We start from the raw sequence: 21230 nt of genomic DNA, 5'->3' as shown, positions 1-21230 counted from the left end.
TTCTGTATTGATGTACGTATCTATTCCAGTACTTCTTCCGGAACAAACCCAACAATACCATTTTTCTTAATCAGAACATAACCTGTATAACGCTGAATCACCCTGACGAACGCTCCAGCTTTTACCGTGTGGAAATAATCTGTATAATCATCTTTTAATCGTTGTGCTTCGAAATCGATGAATTCAGTTTTCACCATACAACCATCGTGTTCACCACACTCACAATAAGTAAAATATTCATCCCCTTCAAAAGCTGTAATATTGTAATCAGGATAGGTAAAGCTATGCGGCATTTGAAGTCCTGGATCAAATGACTGGATAACCATACATTGTTCATAATCATCAACAAACGTTGTGTGCAATGTCCCATCTGATTCGATGACGAGTCCATTCAGCTGACCACTTGTCTTGACCTGATTACCCCCATCAATGGCAATTGTATTGTGATTCGGATGGATTTTAATATTATGGTGGTATACCCCTTGTTCGACAAAGTTACAAGCAGGGAAATGACCCACTACTACTGTCTTCTCAAGTTGATGTGGTTGGTTATAGAAAAATGGCATATTCAGCGCATCGCGCTCTGTCGTCTCCATATAATCTTCATCGACTCCTGCGTGCACAAATATATAATCTTCAGTTTCTATCATCAACGGCAAATCTTTCACTACATTATGAAGATGTTCAAATTTCGTTCTAAGCTCTTTCGCCAGTTCACCTTGTGATGAATAGTCGTCTCGTGTCTTTCCTAACTGCTTCAGCATCTCATGAACAATCGTATAGCGATACTCCATATAGTCATATAGAAATGCTTCTTCCAGTTCATCGAATATTTTATCGCAATTACCTAATGTCATATATACATTGCCCTGCGCCATTAGACGTTCTACATATGTAATCATTTGTATACTGTCGGGTCCCTTATCTATAATATCACCATTAATTATAAGAATATCTTCGTGTGAAAAATCCACCTTCTTCAATAATTGTTCTAATAAATCTGGCCTTCCATGTACATCACTCGTGACAATCGTACGTTTATTTCTTATATTTAATTTTAGATAATTGTCTTTAATCCTCATGTGTAATCGGGCTCACTTTCGCATGAATAAGATTGACTAATGATTGAAGCGGTACTTGCATCTGTATTCCTCGTTGTCCTGCACTCACAATAATCTCTTCAAACTGCTCTGCACTACTATCGATAACTGTCGGAAACAGCTTCTTCATCCCCACAGGTGAACACCCCCCACGAATGTAACCCGTTAATTTCTCAAGATTATTCACAGGCAAGAGCTCAAGTTTCTTCTCCTCGACAACTTTACTCATTGATTTAAGGTCTAACGTTGCTGCAACAGGAATAACTGCAACATAATAATTTAATTTCCCGTGCAATACTAATGTTTTAAATACTTGAGCATAAGGTTTTCCAATTTTATTTGCGACTGTAACACCGTCTAACTCATCCGTCACTTCATATGTATATGTTTCATATGTTATCTTCTTTTGGTCAAGCTTTCTCAACGCATTTGTCTTAATTTTCTTTGTCATGATGTATACCTCCAAATCTTTGTTTCTTTATTATATTATCATTTTAAGGTATATTTCATATATAAAGTGAGCGAAAGGAAGGATATTATGGATCTTAACCAGCAACTTTTAGAGCTAAAAGAAGAATATATGCGTATTCAAAACGATTTAGAAAAAGTAGAGTCTACTGGTCAGGCTTCTCCACGACTGGAAGAGAAACTTGTTGAAATCGAAAATCAGATTGCACAAGTAAGGGCACAACTGTAAGTGCTCTTTTTTATTATAAAAATATAGGATTTAAGCTTAACTTTCGCTACAATAGTACTATAGCTTTAAGGAGGGCATTCAATGAAACAACAATTTAAACTGCTGATGATGATTCAGTTCTTTATATACTTTGGATTCAGTATTGTAATACCTGTAATACCTGCTCTAGTACATAGTTTAAATTTAAATGCATTTCATATGGGGTTACTGCTTGCCTCTTATTCCATCGTTTCATTTATTGTAGCACCAGTCTGGGGGTATCTATCCGATAAATATGGTCGTAAGAAAATATTGATCATCGGACTTATCGGTTTTACTTTAAGCTTCGTATTATTCGGATTATTTATCGATAACTTACCTATGCTTTATACCTCTCGAATTCTTGGAGGGCTATTCTCAGGGGCATGCTTCTCTACTACGACGAGCATGGTCAGTGATATGACCACACATGAAGAGCGCAACAAATATATGGGACTCATGGGGATGATGATTGGACTTGGATTTATATTCGGTCCAGCAGTTGGAGGACTACTATCTGGAATCAGCTATCAGATTCCGTATTTCGCAACTGCTGCAATATTAACCGTTATTGCTTTGTTCTGTCTATTCACTATTAAGGAAACATTACAGCGTTCTAGTGATACAGAACAGACTACTGTGAACACTAAACTGTTAACTCCGGCAATCTATATGCTCTTATTATCAACATTTATTGTGACGTTTACGATGAGTGGGATGGAGAGCTCATTTCAGCTCTTTGAAATAGAGAAGATTAATATTACTGCAACACAAATGGGAATGCTCTTTATGATTGGCGGGCTTGTTAATGCTGGATTACAAGGTGGGTACTTACGTAAAGTGAAGCACGGTCAAGAAAAACCAGTGATCATAACAGGACAATTGATTACAATTGTTGCATTTATTATGCTGCCTTTTTCCATGAATTTATTTTATGCCGGACTCTGTCTTGTGCTCCTTATGTCTGGGAATGCCCTTGTAAGAACATTACTGACGAGTCAATTGACGAAAGAAACTTCGAATAATAAAATGGGAAAACTTACTTCTATCAGTTACAGTATGGATAGTTTAGGTCGTATTCTCGGTCCTTTGTTATTTACTGCACTGCTTTCCAGAAATTTAGAAATGCCATTTTATTTCGGTGCACTCACTTCCGTACTTGGTTTAATCCTACTATTTATTTATTATAAGAAAGGAAGAGTCGTATGATTATATTAATTATTTTACTTATGATGATGTATCTGATCGTAAGTTATACAAGCATCTATATGATTAACATGCGTCTGCTGGATTTTTTAAGAATCATACTTGGTGCTGTGTTCGTTGTCTTCATCTTCGTTGCACTGATGCATCTTGGAACGATAAAGTTCTGGATTACATTACTTGCACTTTGTTTATTTTTAAATATAGAGATTTCTAACTATAAATTTAAGTTTAATGACCAGAAAGCAAAGCTAATTCTTAATCTCTTCTCTATCGTTATGGCGCTAATGATTATCGTACTTTGTGCGATATACCTATAAAATAAGAACTTACAAAGTAATGCTTTGTAAGTTCTTATTTTATATATAATTCTTTTGTATTTTTTAAGCGCTCAAGCAGTTCATCTATCAACAGATCATCAATCGCAAGTGAGATTCTAATGTAATTCTTACCGCGTGATCCAAACGGGATTCCTGGAGTTACTAATATTGATTCTTGCTTTAATAAATAATCTGTATACGCTTCCCCGTCAAAACCGTCTGGCACTCGTACCCATAAAAATATACCGCCGTCCATCGGCTCAAATGGAATTTGAAGTTGTTTTAAATACGCTGTCACTTTATCGCGTCGTGCTTTAAATATATTGTTTTGACTTTCTAGATATCGTTCTCCTAGCTCAAGTGCTGCTATCGCTGCATCTTGTACAACGCCCCACATACCAACTTGAGTATGATCCTGAAAATAGTTCAGAGCACTCACAATCTCTTTATTCCCTACAGCAAATCCGACACGTACACCGGACATATTAAAGCCTTTAGATAACGAATATATTTCTACAGCAACTTCTTTCGCATGAGGTGAAGCAAGAATGCTTGGATTCTTACCATTAAATCCAAAAGCTGCATAGGCAAAGTCATGGACGATCTTTGTTTCAGTATCTTTAAAACGCATAATTGTATCATCAAAGAATGCTTGAGTCGCTACTGCCCCAGTTGGATTAGATGGATAGTTAAGATAAATCAGCTTTGTATTATTAAGTTGCGCTTTATCTATATTATCAAAGTCAGGTAAGTAATGATTTTCAGGGTGTAATGGCAATTCATAATGTAATCCTCGAGCAAGCTTTACACCAGCAAGATAATCCGTATATCCAGGATTAGGGAGTAATACACCTTCACCAGGTTCAATGACACATGTAGGGATATGAACAAGACCATTTTTCGTACCATAAAGAATACAAATTTCATCATCCTCCAATGAAACATCATAGACATCTTTATAAAACTTCTGAATCTCTTTCTTCAATGCCTCCTTGCCACGGAATACGCCGTATCTATGGTTATCAGGATTGACAATGGCATCTTGTAAAGCTTTCAGCACCGTACGATCCACTTGTTGGTCAGGGATACCAACTGCTGTATTAATCAATGGTTTATCCCCGACTTCAAGCTTCCTACCCATCGTCTTACCAAAATAACTTTCAGGTATTGAACTTAATAATTTAGAACTCACAGACATTCGCTCCTTTTAAAATAGAAAAGCGTCATTGCTTCAGTAGCAATGACGCCGATGTGGCACTTATCTACCAAGCATATGCTTGCTGGATTTAGCACAGTACTTAAAGCCTGTTGCTGAAGTATCATAGGGCCAGTTCCCTCCACTTCTCTGGATAAGAAATATTTAATTGGTGATATCACTATAGTATAGTTCAAACAATACGTCAACTGTATTCAGAATATTTTATCTATTATCTTTAATATGCACACGTGTTGACGCATCATGCGTTGGTATAAATGGATTAATCTTTTTTTCATCTTTCGTAAATCTCTGCTTCAAGTTCATTAATATTTCATACACTACAGGGACAACGATTAATGTTAATAATGTTGAAGAAGTCAATCCACCGATTACTGTTACAGCGAGTGCCTTAGAAATAAGCACAGAGCCGTCTCCTCCAAACAGTAATGGTAACAATGCGCCTACTGTAGCAAGTGCAGTCATCAAGATTGGACGCACACGAGTCATCGCTGCTTCAAGCAATGCATCACGTGTTGATAATCCTTCTGCTTCTTTATTGATAACGCGATCAATCAGCACAATCGCATTCGTAACAACGATACCAATGAGCATGAGCATACCAATCATCGATGGTACAGAAAGCGTCTCTCCAAACGCGAGAAGTCCTAATATTACCCCGATAATCGTAAACGGTAACGAGAATAATATGGCAAGTGGCGCAAGTCCTCCTTTAAATGTCAGTACAAGTATCAGGTAAACGATTCCGATAGCGGCAAGCATCGCAAGTCCGAGTTGAGAGAAGCTCTCGCCGATATCTTCACTCGTTCCTCCAATATGTACATCAACATTTGAAGGGTGTTTTAATGCGTTTACTTTCTTTGCAACATCTTGTGTAGCCTGGCTAACATCTTTTCCTTTAATCTTACCTTCTACTGTAGCCGATATATTACCGTCTTCACGTTTAATTGTATCTGACGTCTTTCCTTCTTCAATCGTTACGACATCGCTCAACTTAATCTCTTTACCGAGTGGTGAAGTAATCTTTGTATTCTCTAATTTATCTTTTGTCCATTTTGATTCTTTTTCTTTTGTCAGAACAACATCTGTCGACTTGCCATTATCACCTATTTTAGTGACAACTTTATTATCACTACGTTGATTTAATGCCATTGCAATCTGACCTGCAGTTAGTCCGCGTTCAGATAACTTGTTATGATCTACCTTTAATGTATATGCATCATAACTATCCGTTAATGATGAACTTACATTCGTAACAGTATTAACGTCTTTCATTTCTTTCTCAAGCTGCTCTGTAACCGGTCTTATTTCATTCATCGATGGACCGTTAACAGTAACCGTTACTGTATTGGTCGAACCACCCGTTGCAAAATCCTGGTTCTTCCAAGTTCCTTCATGTTTGAAAGAAGCGATTTTGTTCAATACACGTTCCGCTTCACTTTCCCACTTTGGTGTATCCTTCTTATATTCAACCATCATTGCCATATCGTTAGTAGCAACCGGGTTAAATGGATTTTCTCCTCCAACTGAGTACTGAATATTTACTACATCGTTATTCTCAGCTAAAGTTTTCTGAACTTGCTCACCTTTTTTTACAACCTCTTCTTCAGTTTCACCAGGTTTAGGCTTGTAAGTTAATGCAAGAAACTTATCTTCCCCTGTTGAAATGAATGACGTCCCTAGAAATGGCGTTAAGAACAAGCTACCAAGGAGGAGACCGATACTTAATAGTGAGACGATAAGCTTATGTTTTAAAGACCATTCTAATACTTTATGATAGAAACTTGCAATACGCCCTACCTTTGCTTCATCATCATGATGCCCTTTAATACCATTCTTAAAGAATGTATGTCCAAGCATCGGTACAATCGTAATTGCAATTAATAATGAGGCCAACAATGCAAATACGACTGTATAAGCAAAAGGTCTAAAGATTTCACCGATAGAACCCGACACCAGTCCAAGTGGTAAGAATACTGCAATTGTGACCATCGTCGAACTCATAATCGGTATAAACATCTCTTTAGTCGCGCTGCTAATTAACTCAGAACCACTCAATTTCTCTTTAGGGTCAGACATACGTCGGAATATATTCTCGATAACGACGATAGAGTCATCAATAACACGGCCAATTGCAACTGTCATCGCTCCAAGTGTCATAATATTAAGTGAAATATCCATCTGTTTAAGGATTAACATTGCCATTAATATAGACATCGGAATGGATACGACCGCAATCATCGTTGAACGGATATTTCTTAGGAACACGAGTATCATGATCACTGCAAACAATGCTCCAATAATTGCTTTTTCTGCCATCGTTTTTACAGAGTCTTCAATCGGTTTTGCCTGATCCATCATCAGTACGGCATTAATATCTTTATTATTCTTCTTAAATTCCTTTACTTTATCTTTTACATCGTTTGCTAACGCTACAGTATTCGCATCATCTGACTTAATGACTTGTATGCTTAGTGAATCTTTACCATTTGTCTTAGAAATAGATTCACGACTCTCTACATTTTTAATCGTAGCAATGTCAGAAAGCATTACTGTTGGTACTTTACCGGCCTGCATCATCTTCGCAAGCGCCGCCTGTTCTTCAGGTGAGGCTTTAGCAGTATCAGCTTGATTATCTCCGCCTGATAATGGGATCTTTAAATCTTTAAGAGCATCCACACTAGTAAATTGACCATTTACGATGATACTCTTTAAATCGCTACCAAACGTATATAATCCAAGTGGTGCATCGGTTGTAGCACCTTTAATGAATTGAAGTACAGACTCTTCTGTTAAATTATTTTTCTTTAACTTCTTATCATCAAATTGTAGCTCAACTTGTTCAACTTCTTGTCCAGAAAACGTTACATTTGTAACACCTTCTACACCTTCAATTTCTGGAACTAAATCTTCTTTAATACGCTTTGTCAGATCTTTAATATCTGCCTTATCGCTTGAAAGTGAATAGCTAATGATTGGGAAAGTGTACATCGACATTTGTGAAATCTGTTTCTCTTGCGCACCTTCTGGAAGATCAACCTTCTCAATTTGTTTCTCTAATTCTGATTGCGCTTTGTCCATATCTGTTCCAAACTTATATTGAACAGTGACTGCAGATGCATTCTCTAACGATTGACTCGTTACTTTATCTACGCTCGATAAATTTTTAACCTTCTTCTCTATTGGATCTGTAACACCATTTAACACGTCTTCAGGTGTAGCACCTGGGTAAGGTGTTGTAATAGAAATTACAGGTGTCGACATACTCGGCAGCATTTCCATCTTCATCTTCATTGCACTATATACGCCGGCACTTAGGATAATGAGTGTCATTAACCATACTGCAAGTTTATTATGCAAAGAAAAATCAATAATTTTCTTTATCAAAGTCTTTCCTCCATTTATACGAATTTTATGTATTTATTGTAGCTTTATTATTTAAAATTTACCAATATCCTTATCTTGTTTGTGTATAATATTGATATATCGCATGTGTCCCTGTCGTTTCTTTTAGTTCATCGGAAAGACTACGATATAACTTATAACTCAATTCGAGACCGGGAAGTTCGATACCCATCTTCTTTGTTTCTTCAAGCGCGATGCTCATATCTTTCAGGAAGTGATGCGTATAAAATCCAGGAGTATAGTCTTCTTTTAAAATTCTTGGAGCCAAGTGAGATAATGACCAACTTCCTGCCGCTCCTTTACTGATTGTTTCTAGCACTTTTTCAACATCTAACCCTGCTTTATGTGCATAATACAGACTTTCAGCCATACCGATCATATTTGTAGCGATAGCAATTTGATTCGCCATCTTTGTATGTTGACCCTTTCCTGCATCACCAAAGTATGTCACCGAACTACTGAATTTATCGATTAAAGGTTTTACTCTATCAAATATCGCTTCATCTCCACCAACCATTACACTCAAGGTTCCATTCCTGGCACCAATATCTCCACCACTTACAGGTGCATCTAACACATATATTCCTTTCTTATTTGCTTCTTGATTAATCTTTTGGGCAAGTGCAGGACTACTCGTTGTACAGTCAATAAATATTTGACCTTGTTTACCATTATTAATCAATCCATCTGGTGCAAGATAGATAGCTTCTACATCAACCGGATAGCCAAGCATCGTAAAGACAATATCGGATTGTGCTACAACTTCAGTAGGCGTATCGCACCATATATGTCCTTGTTCGATTAGTGCCATTGCTTTTTCTTTCGTACGGTTATAAATATATAGTTTGTCCCCTATATGCTCAGCCATACTTTTTCCCATTACACCTGTTCCAATAAAACCAATTTTCATTTTGAAAACCTCTCTTGTCATATTGTATTGATAATTTACAGTTATATATTACAATTATAGGTAAAGGAGTGAAAAGAATGCAAAAAGTAATTATGTTTTTACTTATCATTATGCAAACTGTGTTTATAAGCAGCTATTTTGTTCATAGCGGTATCGTATTTTTAACAACATATTTCTGGATGGCTTTTTGCATCATTACGTTTTTCTCAGGTATACAATATCACTTTACAACCGATCAGAACTTGATGAACAACTTCACTTATAGAATTCTTTCTATACTTTTAACAGCATTTAGTTTATTCAACTTCTTTTTTATTCTATATATCACCTTTATTGATCCATATCTTTATATGGAAACGAAGGTGAGTGTCTTTAAATTTTTTAGTGAATAAAAAAGAGTGGTGTTTACTTGTCATCACTCTTTTCTGTACTGCATCCAATTGCTTCGTTACAGCATTTTCAACATTACCTCAAAATACTGCTATCTTCTCTTATTAATCTTCTTCGTCAACGCTTTTACTTTTGGCTTCGCAACTTCAATTAATGTATAAACAGGTTTATTAAGTATGTAGTCAAATTCGCCGATTTTTTCACTCAAATGTGTCCCCCAGCTCTTCTTAAACTGCCATAAACCGTAGTGTTCAGAATCTTTGTCGGGATTATTATCTGTCCCTCCGAAATCATAAGATACTGCGCCTTTACTACGCGAATATTTCATCATTTCGATTTGCATTTTATGATTTGGTAGATAGCTACGATAATCATTACTAGATGCACCGTATAAATAATAAGCTTTCTTACCACAAAATGTCAGAATTGCGCCTGACAAATATTTACCATCCGGATGTGTTTCTTTAAGTTCTTCTATTTCATTAATCTGCTTTTGTACCTTTTCAATGATGATATCTATGTCTTTTAATTGGTTTTCAGTTTTCTTCGTCTGTTTTTTTGATAAAACTTTCTCTTTCTCCTCATGATTTCTCTTTAATGTTGTATTTAAATTCTCTAACACAGTATCTGGAACTAATTTAGTAAGAAAAAGTACTGCGTCTCCAGCTGGATTAAGCGCATCGTATATCGTTTCGAAGTAGGAGATATCTCTGACTAGAAAGCCATCCCGTTCTCCAGTTTCTTTCATAAGCTGTGCAAAAATCTTAAGGTCTTCACGTGTTCCGATTTCACACTGTACGCCTTTTTTCAGGCTTTGCTTTACCGTTGAACGATTGCGTTTTTCAAATGACTGTATAAGTGCAGCTTCATCCATATCAATGTCCGTAATCATCGTCATACGTGGTTGTATGTAGTCTGGATGAAGTCCATCTTTAAATCCTTTATGAACAAAGCCTAATGTATTCATAAATTCAATTAATCCTGGAACCGTATCTACTTCAACATCCGGATCAATTTTAATAGAATAACTTTTCTCACGACGTGCAACTTCAATTGCCGCATCAACAAGTGCTGTCACGACTTCTTTGTCATGATAGTCACACACAAAGCCTCGCGATACGTAGCACATGGTGAATGGCGTCTTCGGTACTTTCTTAAATAGCAGCTGTCCCACCCCAGCGAGTTCGTCATCTCTTCCTACAGCGATACGTCTACTATACCATCCTGTCAATCGTTTTGTATCTGCCCACGTTGATAGCTGCAGCATATCACCATTTGCATGTGTTTTTACAAAGTTATCGTGTACTTCATTGGATACATTCTTTCTCATCACTGTCATTTTATTCTTTCCTTTCGTTTTACAACAAATATTTAATTATTATTGTTATACTTTTATTATTAAAGTAAAGAGGTGGCATATGTTTAAAAATTTACTGCTTATTATCTTAATCATTATTAATAGTATACTCGTTTCATTATTCCAGCAGGATTCTATCGATATGTTAAGCTTACATATTATTGTAGCAAGTTTTACTACAATCATTTCACTACTCTATTTGATTACAAGAGTATCAAAATCAACAATGTATATAGCATTGATTTCGCTGATTGTTGCTGCATACCATATTTATCTTATCGTTATGACAGTTTATAATAACGTTTATGCTAGTTAAATTGATAAATCGCATTTCTAAAGTGATGTACTGCAGGTGCATCACTTTTTATTTTTAAACTTCTAATTGTATCTGTATTGCCAGGAATTAAGTAGATCGCAGGACACCCTAGTTTCTCTAGTTTAAAATAACTATTGATCACACCACTTGTGACTTCGTAACCTAACCATTCTACATATACCTCTGCCATCTCATTAAAATCTGTCGTTTCTATATCGATTCCTTCAATCCTGAGATTTCCCTGGAAATATGGAGAGAGTGACTGCATGCGTTCGTCATCTGACGCTCCCCACTGTATAAAGAATGGTAATTCATAATTTCTCTCTTCATCAATATAGAGCAACTGCCATTCAATAACTTGCCCTTCTGGTGTCACGCGCTGCATACATGACGGCCCAACCGTCTTTACACCTAATTGATTAAAGTGCTGCTTAAGTGCATCGATATCATCCGTTCTAAAACATAATCGCTTAAATCCTTCAACATAATCTGTACGTTCAAGTGATGCTGCAAAACTTAAACGCTCTTCTGCACTTTGTGCTGCTTTATGAACGAGTGCACGATCATACGCATCGATAAATTCAATATATGATAAATCAGTATAAGATAATTTATTGTATGTCCCTAACTGCTCATGCTTTCCACCATTAATCACCTTTAAAAAATCAATTTTAGCATCATTTAAATTCTGCACATGATGAATAATATGATCAAACTTTAATTCCACTGTCCTCACCTCTTGATACTATTTTAAGTTAAATACTATAAAAACTAAAGCAATCATCATTTATTAATTTAATAAATAAAAACCAGCCATTGTGTTATACAATAGCTGGTTTTTGTTAAACTATTTATCATCTACAACGATATACGTTGCTTTAATAGGTCCGTGAACACCAACAACAAGTTTCATTTCGATATCTGCTGAATTTGATGGTCCCGTGATCAAATTAATGCATGTAGGGAAGTTTTCTTGGTCTTCCATCATAGCATTCATCTGTTGCGCAGCTTGTGTAAACCTTGGCACAATTGTAGATTTAGGAACAATGGCTATATAAGTCGCAGGAAGTAAACTTACACTACGCCCTTTACCTTTATCCGCATATAATACAACCGTTCCACTCTCTGCAAGTGTTGCATCACTGAAAGTAATCCCGACATTCGCACGTTCTGCGACTTGTAAGTTCTCAGCACCTTTTGCTTCATCCCAGATAAAGGCATCATGCGCTTCTAAATCGATTCCAAAATCAGCGAAACGTTTGTCGTTCCATGCAATAACTTCCCCGTTGCCGTATTTATCAATAACTTGTTTCAATGTTTCATTAATATTATCTGTCGTCGTTTCAACGAGATCAGTATGAATGAAGTTACATTGCTGTCTTAAAACTTCTAATAGTTCGTCTTGCGTAAGACCTGTAAGCGTCTTATCTTGAGGACGATATTGCCATTCTGGACGTTCTACATGCTGCGGCATTTCACGCTGTAGATTTTTAGAGATGTTACTTAAGAATGAACCTTTATTATGAATTGTGCCTCTTTCCATTATTTCGCACCTCTTTTCAATCTTTTTTGCATCCAATCGCGGAAGTTTTCATCATCCGGCATTGGGAAATCACGAGAATTTGTCCATGCTTGTAAAGGCTTAGGACCTTTAGTAATCATACCTTTATCTTTGTTTTCAAACGGAGACATTAATGCTGGTGCTGCTTTAGTACCGTATTTAAATAAAGTTGAATGACTAGCTCCTTGTGCAAAACCTTTCATGACAAGACGTTCTGCAACTGGTGACATATGTTCTTCCTCAACAATAACACGTCTGTGTTCAAGCAATAAGTCATGTAACGGGATCTTAACAGGACATGCTTCAGTACAAGCACCACATAATGTAGAAGCATATGGTAATTCTTTGTACGTGTCATATCCACCAAGTAATGGCGATAATACCGCTCCAACTGGTCCTGGATAAATCGAACCATATGAATGACCACCTGTTTGACGATAAACAGGACAAACATTTACACAAGCAGCACAACGAATACATTGTAGAATAGATTGGAATTGCGTTCCTAAAATTTTAGAGCGTCCATTATCAACAATAATTAAATGAAACTCTTCCGGACCATCAATTTCATCTTCCGCACGTGGGCCTGTTAAAGTTGTCACATAACTTGTTAATTTTTGTCCTACAGCCGAACGCGTAAGCATTGATACTAATACTTCCAGTTCTTCATGTGTAGGAACTAAACGTTCCATACCCATAACTGTAATCTGAGTTTTAGGTAATGTTGTTACCATACGTGCGTTACCTTCATTTGTAACTAGGCTGAATGAACCACTTTCTGCAACACCGAAGTTACATCCTGTAATCCCGACATCAGCAGAAAGAAACTCTTCACGTAACTTTTGACGCGCAAATAACGCAAGTTCTTCCGGCTGACTTGATTTATCATATCCAAGTTTTTCTTTGAAGACCTTTTCGATTTGCTCTTTATTAAGATGAAGTGCAGGTACAACGATATGTGAAGGTGGATTATGATCATCGACTTGAAGAATATATTCTCCTAAGTCTGTCTCGATGACTTCACATCCTACCGCTTCCATCGCTTCATTCAGACCAATTTCTTCAGTTACCATTGATTTTGATTTTGCTACTTTTTTAGCATTTTTGTCACGTAGTACTTTTTGAACATATTGATTGGCTTCTTCTGCTGTTTCAGCGAAGAATACATGACCACCTTTAGCAGCGACATTCTCAGAAAGCATGTTTAAGTAATAGTCAAGGTTTGCAAGCGTATGTTGACGAATCTCTTCAGAATGGTCTCTCCACTCTTCCCAGTTTCCAAGGTCCTCTTGTGTTTTAAGCTTGCGTTCTCTTAATCTATCTTGCGCACTACTGACAGCACCACGCATAAATTCATCTTTAAGTTCAGTTTTAACTGCTTGCTTAAACGTTTCGTTACCTATTCTCATACTCATCGTGTAGTCACCGCCTCCACTTGGTTATTTAAGATTTCAATGATATGTACAGCTTTCACATCAACACCACGACGTCTTAATCTACCATCAATATTCATCAAACAACTGCAGTCTCCACCAACTAAATAATCCGCACCACTTTCAACGATGCAATCTACTTTTTCATCTACCATTTCACCTGAAACATCGCTCATTTTAACAGCAAATGTTCCACCGAAACCACAACAGTTATAGTAGTTAGGTAATTCAACAACTTCTAGTCCTTCTACTTCATTCAGAAGTTTAGCAGGCGCAGTCACATTCCCTAACAGGCGTGTCATATGGCATGATGGATGAATTGTAGCTACACCATCAAGCTTTGCGCCTACATTTGTAATACCTAGCACTTCTACAATGAACTGCGTAACTTCATACGTTTTATCTGCAAGTTCCTGTGCACGTGCTTGCCACTTTGCATCGTTTTTGAATAGATCCGGATAATGTTTAAACATCGTTACACATGATCCTGAAGGTGCAACGACAACTTCTGATTGCTCGAAAGCTTTAATCATATTCTTCGCAGCTTTCTTCGTTTCCTCGTGATACCCTGAGTTATAAGCAGGTTGTCCACAACATACTTGTGCTGCCGGGAAATCTACTTCACATCCCAGTTTCTCTAATAATTCTACTGTTGCAATACCCACACGTTTTTCGAATACATCTACTAAACATGTACTGAATAAGCTTACTTTCATAGTTATACCCCCAAATTTTTTTCAGTGTGCCCACAGCTGAAATTAACCAGTCATCATATGACTCGGTGACCAATAGTTCTATTCTATTGCAACGTTTTTCTAAAAGCAAGTGACAAAATTATATTTTATAATGCGCTATTAATACTTCTTCCACATCTTCCAGGTGTTTAAGCATTTTTTTCTCAGAAAGTTTTATATTTCTATTTTTTATAGCCAGAAAAATCTCTGTATGCTCATTAAAAAGCTTTTCAATTGATTTTTCTTCATTAAATAACCAAATCTGTCTCGTTTCTTTCATCACTGTCTTAATTTTATCTGATACTTCTACTAACATATGCTTTAACAATTTATTATTAGAAGCTTCTGCAATAGAAAGATGAAAGTTTAAGTCGCTTTCTTCGCCTATTTCCCTGTCATGCATTGCCTGTTCCATTTGTTTTAATGTATAGTGTATCGCTTCCAATTGCTGTTCGGATCTATGCATCGCAGCTGCTCTGACAGATCCAATTTCAAGCACTTTACGCACTTCAAGGAGATCCTTGATATCTTCCTTGTCATATAGCGCTATTTCAGGTGTAAATGCAGAGGTTTCAATCGCTTTAACAAATGTACCCTCACCATGCTTTATTTCCAACAGCCCAATCACACGTAATGCATTTAGCGCCTCACGAATAGAGGCCTGTCCAACACCGTATTCTTTAGACAAAGCTTGAATTGAAGGCAGCTTGTCTCCCCTACTATATTCTCCGTTTTTTATCTTCTCAGTAATTACTTCGGCAATCTCTTCGTATAATTTCTTGCGTTCTAATTTCCCCATATATATCCCTCGCTATTTTAATACCTTTATTATACCAAACTATAGAATATAAAAAATAACAGGTAACGCAATGCGTCACCTGTTTTCGATATGGTATATACGCGCCTCAAAAGGCTGAAAAGTAAATATGTCCTCAGATCTTTCTTCTTTCTGATAGTTATAGAGTACAAGGGATTCATCACTCATTTTAAGCGATTCATCTTTTTTCAACGTCACTTTGTCGTGACTCAAATTTCCAATGATTATAAACTGATCACCTTCATACGTTCTCGTATATGCAAATACTTTAGTATCTTCAGGGTAGATTAAATCAAATGTCCCATATGTTAATGTAAGATGTTTTTTCTTAAGCTGGATTAACTGCTTATAGAAATTTAAGATGGAATTTTCATCTTTCTCTTGTTTAAATACATTGATATCTTCAAAATTTGGATTTACTTTAAGCCATGGTGTTCCTTTCGTGAATCCCGCATTTTTCGTATCATCCCACTGCATCGGAGTTCTCGTATTGTCTCTTGAGATACGTCTTAGCATCTCAATCACTTCTTCTTTAGGTACACCTTTTTTGAGTTCTTGATTATAAATATTCTTTGCATGTACATCATCGAAATCTATAATATCTTCAAATGGGTAGTTCGTCATACCTATTTCTTGCCCTTGATATATAAATGGTGTTCCTTGCTGCAAGAAATATACAACAGCATGACTTGTAGAACTTTCATACCAATATTCTTCATCATCTCCCCATGTAGATGACACCCGTTGACGATCATGGTTCTCAATAAATAGCGCATTCCATCCTTTATCCTCAAGTCCTTTTTGCCAGCTATTCAGAACATCTTTATACCCTTTAATATCAAAGCTCTTACCTACGTTATGATCCCATAGATTTAAATGTTCAAATTGAAAGACCATATTGAATTTGCCGTTCTCTTCACCGACCCATTCTTCTGAGTCTTCAATCGTTACACCATTGGCTTCACCCACTGTCATAATGTCATATTTATCAAATGTATTTTCTTTAAGTTCCTGCAAGTACTCTTGAATACCTGGTTGATTCATATGTCCTTCGAAAGATTCTGCGTAGCCCAGCTTATCTGCTCCAGGCAAATCTCCCTTATCAAAACTTTTCTTAATATGACTAATCGCATCCACCCTGAATCCATCGATACCTTTGTCCAGCCACCAGTTCACCATATTATATATCGCTTGGCGCATGTTTTCATTTTCCCAGTTTAAATCTGGTTGCTTTCTGCTGAATACGTGCATGTAATATTGATTTGTCGTTGCATCGTACTCCCATGCTGATCCTTCAAATATACTAGCCCAGTTGTTAGGCTCTTTATCATCTTTGCCATCTTTCCATATGTACCAGTCACGAAATTCATTATCTTTACTCTTCTTCGCTTCTACAAACCAGCTGTGTTCGTCACTTGTATGATTAATGACAAGGTCTAGAATCAATTTCATGCCTCTTGCATGTACTTCATAAAGCAAGCGATCAAAGTCTTCCATTGTCCCGAAATCTCGCATAATCTCTTGATAATCACTAATATCATATCCATTATCATCATTAGGAGACTCAAATATCGGGCTCACCCATATGACATCGATACCTAGATCCTTTAAATAATCGAGCTTCTCCGTGATACCATTGATATCACCAATTCCATCACCATTAGAATCCTTAAAGCTTCTTGGATAGATTTGATAACAGACCGCTTCTTTCCACCATTTTCTAGTGCACAAAATGATAACCTCCTATTGTTGTTTATAAATTTTCTGTTCTTCAACAATCATGTCATCCGCAATCTGACGAATTTCATTCATATACTTACTGATAGCTTGTAATACCGGAAATGCATTGCTAATTCCAACTTCAAGCATAGATGTAACAACCATCGAAATCGGATTCACACTTTTTATTTTAAAGGAACTTCTTAAAAGCTGCACGATTTTAGTAAGCGCCATCGCTTTGCTCACCTTTTTATCCGAGTTTTGTTGTTCAAATTCATCAATTAATTCCTGAATTGTAATGCATTTTTGTGCATGTTCAATAATGTCTTCTTCCTGTATTTTAAAGTGCTCCATTATAGTGCGCTCTAATGATTTATAGTTCGCTTTCAAAAGGATAGTTTTAAAGCTTGGCGTAAACAATTTAGGAAAGGCGGATTGGGTCTTATAATTTAAATAACTTTCTTTATATTTATTGTCTTGATATCGACTAATAAATAACGTTTCTTCAGTCACAAAGATTTCGTCCAGCACGTATTTTAACGAATCAATACCCGTATGATCTACTACGCTTGTAAATGTATAAGATTGTTTTTTATGGATTATTTCTTTCATCATCACATTAAGTTCTACATCTTTATCACGAATTAACGCTTCTTTATTATCTTCACCTTGCACATCGATTAATGTATCCACTTTATTGTATATAAAAGTAATGTCTTTGTCTTGCTTCGCTAAATATTTAATTATTTCTATATCTACTGCTTTTATCTTACTCGAAAATACATATAGATAATGCTTTATATTTACATTCTGAATAATTTTTTTATATTTTTTTACCGTCATAACTTCCGTTCCAACACCTGGAAAATCAACAAGATAACCATAATCATTATAAGCATAAGCTTTAGTATCAAGCGTTGCATCCGTTTGAACAGATATATATGCTTTACTCTCACAAAGCAAGTTGATAAGCGCACTTTTTCCTGCATCAGGCTGTCCAATAACTCCTATCTTATCGTTTGACCTATTTCTCACAAAAGACGTATACGCACTTATTAATGGATGCTTATCCATCATACCCACTCCACTTCATTCTTTTAATATACATTCCCTTTTGCATAATATATTATGCATCAATATAATATTTTATACTATTGAATTAATGTGGGGGCTATAGATTTTTTCTCATCAAATAAAGAAAATATGGTGCTCCTATAATGCTTACGAGAATACCCGCCGGGATACCTGCAGGAGATATGAGAAGGCGTCCCACCATATCTGCAAAACTGAGTAATATTGCACCAATCACGATTGTCACCGGGATAAAACGTTCATGTCTTGCACCAACAAGTTGTCGTGCGATGTGCGGGCTTATCAAGCCTACAAATGCGATACTTCCACATACAGATACAGCACCTGCACATAATAAGACTGAAATAATCACCGCATTACGACGTTCTACTGATAAATTAACACCAACACCTGTCGCTACATGATCATGAGTATTCAATATATTCAGTACCGTTAATTTTTGCATAATATATGGCAGACAGATTAACAATATTACCCCTAGCATGATTACAAATGACCAACTGTCTCCCCAGATTTCCCCGCCAAGCCATTTCGATATAAACTCTACATCTTCTTTATTAAAAGTTGAAGTCAGCATCATCATCGCACCGCTAAGAGCAGTAGAAAGACCGATTCCTATAAGTATCATCTTTACCGGATTAATACCTGTTTCTTTATCATAGCTTAATTTAAGCACGACACCGATTGTAATCAAAGCGCCCATCATGCTAAAAAGAGGTAACACATAGATAAAGTTGCTACTATCTACAGGTATAAATATCATCAACAGCGCAATGAAGAAGCCACTCCCTGCATTGATTCCCATTATCCCAGGGTCCGCAAGAGGATTCTTCGTAATACTTTGCAAAATGGCACCGCTTAGAGCAAGTGCGACGCCTCCCATTATCGTAATGAGTAATCTCGGCAATCGAAACTCATAAAGAATCATAGTTTCTGTTTCATCACCAGCTCCAAATAATGTGCGTAAAAAAGTATTGGGGGCCATTTTAAAGTCGCCTGTTGTCATACTGATGATAATCACAATAAACAATAATATTATAAGTGCAATCATCACGAACCACTGTCTTGTTATCTTATTTATGTTCACATCGTCCCATCCCTTCTGACAAGATATATAAAGAATGGAACACCGATAATCGAGACAATCGCTCCAATAGGTGCCTCACCTGTCTGACGTGCAATAATATCCGCCCAAACTACGAAGATTCCACCGAGTATCGTTGTAAATGGCAATAACTTTCTATAATCAATACCTACAAGCATTCTAGCAATATGGGGAACCATTAACCCTACAAAAGCAAGGGATCCGACTAAAGCAACGGCCACACCTGCAAGTATCATCGTGAGCACTGAGAATAACACTCTCGTCTTTGATGTATTTACGCCTAATCCTGCAGCCATTTCATCTCCTACACTTAAAATTGTAAGCTGTCTACTGAAGATAAATAATAGCAACAGCGTAATCAGAATCACCGGTGCTGCATAAAATATATGTTGCCACGTTGTTCCTGTTACACCTCCGCTTGACCATAATAAATTGCTTTGGTTCGTCTTAAAATATATCGAAACTCCCTGTGCAAGTGCGGTCATCAATGTACTTACCGCTGCTCCCGCTAAAATAATTTTCATCGCGTTAAATCCTCCACGCTTTGAATTTCCCAGCATAAGTACAATTGTCCCACCGATAATCGCACCTATAAATCCTGATAACATAATCATTATAAAGTTTGCACCTGGTACTATCGCAAACATAATACTGATAAATAACAATGCCCCCGCATTCAGACCGATAAGTGCTGGATCTGCAAGTGGGTTTCTCGTTATTCCTTGCATTACTGCACCACTACAAGCAAGGCTCATTCCAACAAGCATCGCTGCAACTTCACGTGGCATTCGAATTTCGCGGATGATGTTATGGACCTCACTATTATTATAATGAAACACAGCTTGAACGACTTCGTAGAGGCTATAATTTTCTGAACCTAACATAAAAGAAAGTAACAACGTAATAACTAAAAAAATCATTGATAATAAAAGCCCTGAGTAAAAATAATTTTTGAAGAGGTAAGTTCTATTCATGATTTCGAGCTACGTCTTTCATATAATGTCTGCATAGTAAATCATAAGTCACAAGCATCGGTTTACCGTTACGCGGGTCATTAGATATCTCCGCATCAATATTAAATACTTTCGCCAATATATCTTTCGTCAGAACTTCTTCTGGCTTACCCTCTTTAATAATCTCACCTTCTCTCATTGCAATTAAATGATCAGAAAAGCGAATTGCCTGATTAATATCGTGAAGCACCATAACGATTGTGCATCCTTCTTCTCGATTCAATGTTTGTATAAGCTCCAGTATTTCAAGTTGATGTGAAATATCCAGATACGTTGTAGGTTCATCAAGAAAGATAATATCCGTCTTTTGTGCAAGCGCCATAGCAATCCATACGCGTTGTCTCTGCCCCCCTGACAAATCATTTACATTACGTGTTTTATAGTCCCATGTTCCAGTCACACGAAGTGCCCAGTCAATTTCCATCTTATCTTCAGCTGATAGACGTCCGAATCCTTTTTGATATGGGAACCTACCATAACTTACAAGTTCCTCTACACTTAGACCATCTGTTACATCGGGTGACTGAGGAAGTACTGCAATTTTCTTAGCAACTTCTTTAGTTGATTGCTCGTGAATACTTTTTCCATCAAGTATAATTTCACCTGTCTTCACGGATAATATACGCGATAAGCCTTTAAGTAATGTAGATTTACCACATCCATTTGGACCGATGATTGATGTGATCTTATGATCTGGAATGGAAATGTCCAATGATTTTACAATTTCTTTATCTCCGTAACTGATTGTTACTTTATTCCCTTGTAATCTGCTCATGATACCCAACTTTCTCTCTTATCATTAATTGATAATGATTATCAATATT

The 21230-nt window shown here is 36.6% G+C and carries 21 protein-coding genes and 1 riboswitch; of the genes, 5 read left to right on the top strand and 16 right to left on the bottom strand.

All coding sequences use genetic code 11. The features are described from left to right. Positions 1-20: 20 nt before the first annotated feature. Together KYI10_00930 and ybaK are read right to left on the bottom strand one after the other, a co-directional pair. Positions 21-1082, bottom strand: coding sequence for a metallophosphoesterase (locus tag KYI10_00930; GenBank protein ID QYA33046.1), 1062 nt, complete (start codon positions 1080-1082; stop codon positions 21-23). Continuing rightward, positions 1072-1551, bottom strand: a complete 480-nt coding sequence (gene ybaK / locus KYI10_00925) for a Cys-tRNA(Pro) deacylase (protein ID QYA33045.1) — start codon at positions 1549-1551, stop codon at positions 1072-1074. The genes KYI10_00930 and ybaK overlap by 11 nt, the downstream gene beginning before the upstream one ends. A gap of 87 nt (positions 1552-1638) precedes the next feature. On the opposite strand from ybaK, the gene KYI10_00920 reads away from it, so the two are divergent. The 3 genes from KYI10_00920 (at position 1639) to KYI10_00910 (ending at position 3338) form a co-directional block, all read left to right on the top strand. Continuing rightward, positions 1639-1797 (top strand): SE1832 family protein, encoded by a 159-nt coding sequence (locus tag KYI10_00920; GenBank protein QYA33044.1) that lies wholly within the window; start codon positions 1639-1641, stop codon positions 1795-1797. Between the two features lie 81 nt (positions 1798-1878). Further along, a complete protein-coding gene (locus KYI10_00915) occupies positions 1879-3024 on the top strand; it encodes an MFS transporter (protein QYA33043.1) in 1146 nt (381 codons plus the stop codon). Further along, positions 3021-3338, top strand: coding sequence for a hypothetical protein (locus KYI10_00910; protein ID QYA33042.1), 318 nt, complete (start codon positions 3021-3023; stop codon positions 3336-3338). Before KYI10_00915 ends, KYI10_00910 begins: the two co-directional genes overlap by 4 nt. A 34-nt stretch (positions 3339-3372) precedes the next feature. Here the strand turns inward: KYI10_00910 and KYI10_00905 are convergent, their stop codons facing one another. The 3 genes from KYI10_00905 to KYI10_00895 all read right to left on the bottom strand — a co-directional run bounded on the left by KYI10_00905 (position 3373) and on the right by KYI10_00895 (position 8869). Next, positions 3373-4536: an aminotransferase class I/II-fold pyridoxal phosphate-dependent enzyme gene (locus KYI10_00905; protein QYA33041.1), complete on the bottom strand. Its 1164-nt coding sequence runs from the start codon at positions 4534-4536 to the stop codon at positions 3373-3375. A gap of 57 nt (positions 4537-4593) precedes the next feature. After that, a riboswitch (SAM riboswitch) is annotated at positions 4594-4694 on the bottom strand. A gap of 64 nt (positions 4695-4758) precedes the next feature. Continuing rightward, positions 4759-7941, bottom strand: coding sequence for an efflux RND transporter permease subunit (locus tag KYI10_00900; protein ID QYA33040.1), 3183 nt, complete (start codon positions 7939-7941; stop codon positions 4759-4761). 70 nt (positions 7942-8011) lie between these two features. Next, positions 8012-8869 carry an NAD(P)-dependent oxidoreductase gene (locus tag KYI10_00895; protein ID QYA33039.1) on the bottom strand — a complete coding sequence of 286 codons (858 nt, stop codon included), beginning with the start codon at positions 8867-8869 and terminating at the stop codon, positions 8012-8014. 77 nt (positions 8870-8946) lie between these two features. Here KYI10_00895 and KYI10_00890 point away from each other — a divergent pair, with 77 nt between their 5' ends. Continuing rightward, entirely contained in the window at positions 8947-9261 is a 315-nt protein-coding gene (locus KYI10_00890) for a hypothetical protein (GenBank protein QYA33038.1), read from the top strand. An 89-nt stretch (positions 9262-9350) separates the two neighbouring features. Here KYI10_00890 and KYI10_00885 read toward each other — a convergent pair whose 3' ends face one another. Continuing rightward, positions 9351-10592 (bottom strand): lipid II:glycine glycyltransferase FemX, encoded by a 1242-nt coding sequence (locus KYI10_00885; protein QYA33863.1) that lies wholly within the window; start codon positions 10590-10592, stop codon positions 9351-9353. Between the two features lie 85 nt (positions 10593-10677). Between KYI10_00885 and KYI10_00880 the strand changes: the two genes are divergently transcribed. Then, on the top strand, positions 10678-10932 hold the full coding sequence (locus KYI10_00880) for a hypothetical protein (protein ID QYA33037.1): 255 nt from the start codon (positions 10678-10680) through the stop codon (positions 10930-10932). Here the strand turns inward: KYI10_00880 and KYI10_00875 are convergent. The 10 genes from KYI10_00875 to KYI10_00830 form a co-directional block, all read right to left on the bottom strand. Continuing rightward, positions 10925-11659 (bottom strand): VOC family protein, encoded by a 735-nt coding sequence (locus KYI10_00875; protein QYA33036.1) that lies wholly within the window; start codon positions 11657-11659, stop codon positions 10925-10927. The two genes, KYI10_00880 and KYI10_00875, sit on opposite strands and share 8 nt — an antisense overlap. Positions 11660-11779: 120 nt before the next feature. After that, positions 11780-12475, bottom strand: a complete 696-nt coding sequence (locus KYI10_00870) for a lactate utilization protein C (GenBank protein QYA33035.1) — start codon at positions 12473-12475, stop codon at positions 11780-11782. After that, complete coding sequence (locus tag KYI10_00865) at positions 12475-13908, bottom strand: LutB/LldF family L-lactate oxidation iron-sulfur protein (protein QYA33034.1); 1434 nt, start codon at positions 13906-13908, stop codon at positions 12475-12477. The genes KYI10_00870 and KYI10_00865 overlap by 1 nt, the downstream gene beginning before the upstream one ends. Further along, positions 13905-14642: a (Fe-S)-binding protein gene (locus KYI10_00860; GenBank protein QYA33033.1), complete on the bottom strand. Its 738-nt coding sequence runs from the start codon at positions 14640-14642 to the stop codon at positions 13905-13907. The genes KYI10_00865 and KYI10_00860 overlap by 4 nt, the downstream gene beginning before the upstream one ends. A 118-nt stretch (positions 14643-14760) precedes the next feature. Then, entirely contained in the window at positions 14761-15459 is a 699-nt protein-coding gene (locus KYI10_00855) for a FadR/GntR family transcriptional regulator (protein ID QYA33032.1), read from the bottom strand. A gap of 75 nt (positions 15460-15534) precedes the next feature. Continuing rightward, positions 15535-17214, bottom strand: coding sequence for an alpha-glucosidase (locus tag KYI10_00850; GenBank protein QYA33031.2), 1680 nt, complete (start codon positions 17212-17214; stop codon positions 15535-15537). 6 nt (positions 17215-17220) lie between these two features. Then, positions 17221-18273, bottom strand: coding sequence for a GTPase domain-containing protein (locus KYI10_00845; protein ID QYA33030.2), 1053 nt, complete (start codon positions 18271-18273; stop codon positions 17221-17223). Between the two features lie 94 nt (positions 18274-18367). Next, positions 18368-19375: an iron ABC transporter permease gene (locus tag KYI10_00840; GenBank protein ID QYA33862.2), complete on the bottom strand. Its 1008-nt coding sequence runs from the start codon at positions 19373-19375 to the stop codon at positions 18368-18370. Next, positions 19372-20367, bottom strand: coding sequence for an iron ABC transporter permease (locus tag KYI10_00835; protein QYA33029.1), 996 nt, complete (start codon positions 20365-20367; stop codon positions 19372-19374). The genes KYI10_00840 and KYI10_00835 overlap by 4 nt, the downstream gene beginning before the upstream one ends. After that, positions 20360-21181 (bottom strand): ABC transporter ATP-binding protein, encoded by an 822-nt coding sequence (locus tag KYI10_00830; GenBank protein QYA33028.1) that lies wholly within the window; start codon positions 21179-21181, stop codon positions 20360-20362. The genes KYI10_00835 and KYI10_00830 overlap by 8 nt, the downstream gene beginning before the upstream one ends. Positions 21182-21230: the final 49 nt, after the last annotated feature.

It is taken from the genome of Macrococcus sp. 19Msa1099, assembly GCA_019357535.2.
In the GTDB taxonomy this organism is placed as follows: Bacteria; Bacillota; Bacilli; order Staphylococcales; family Staphylococcaceae; genus Macrococcoides; species Macrococcoides psychrotolerans.
This window is presented reverse-complemented; position numbering and strand designations above follow the sequence as displayed.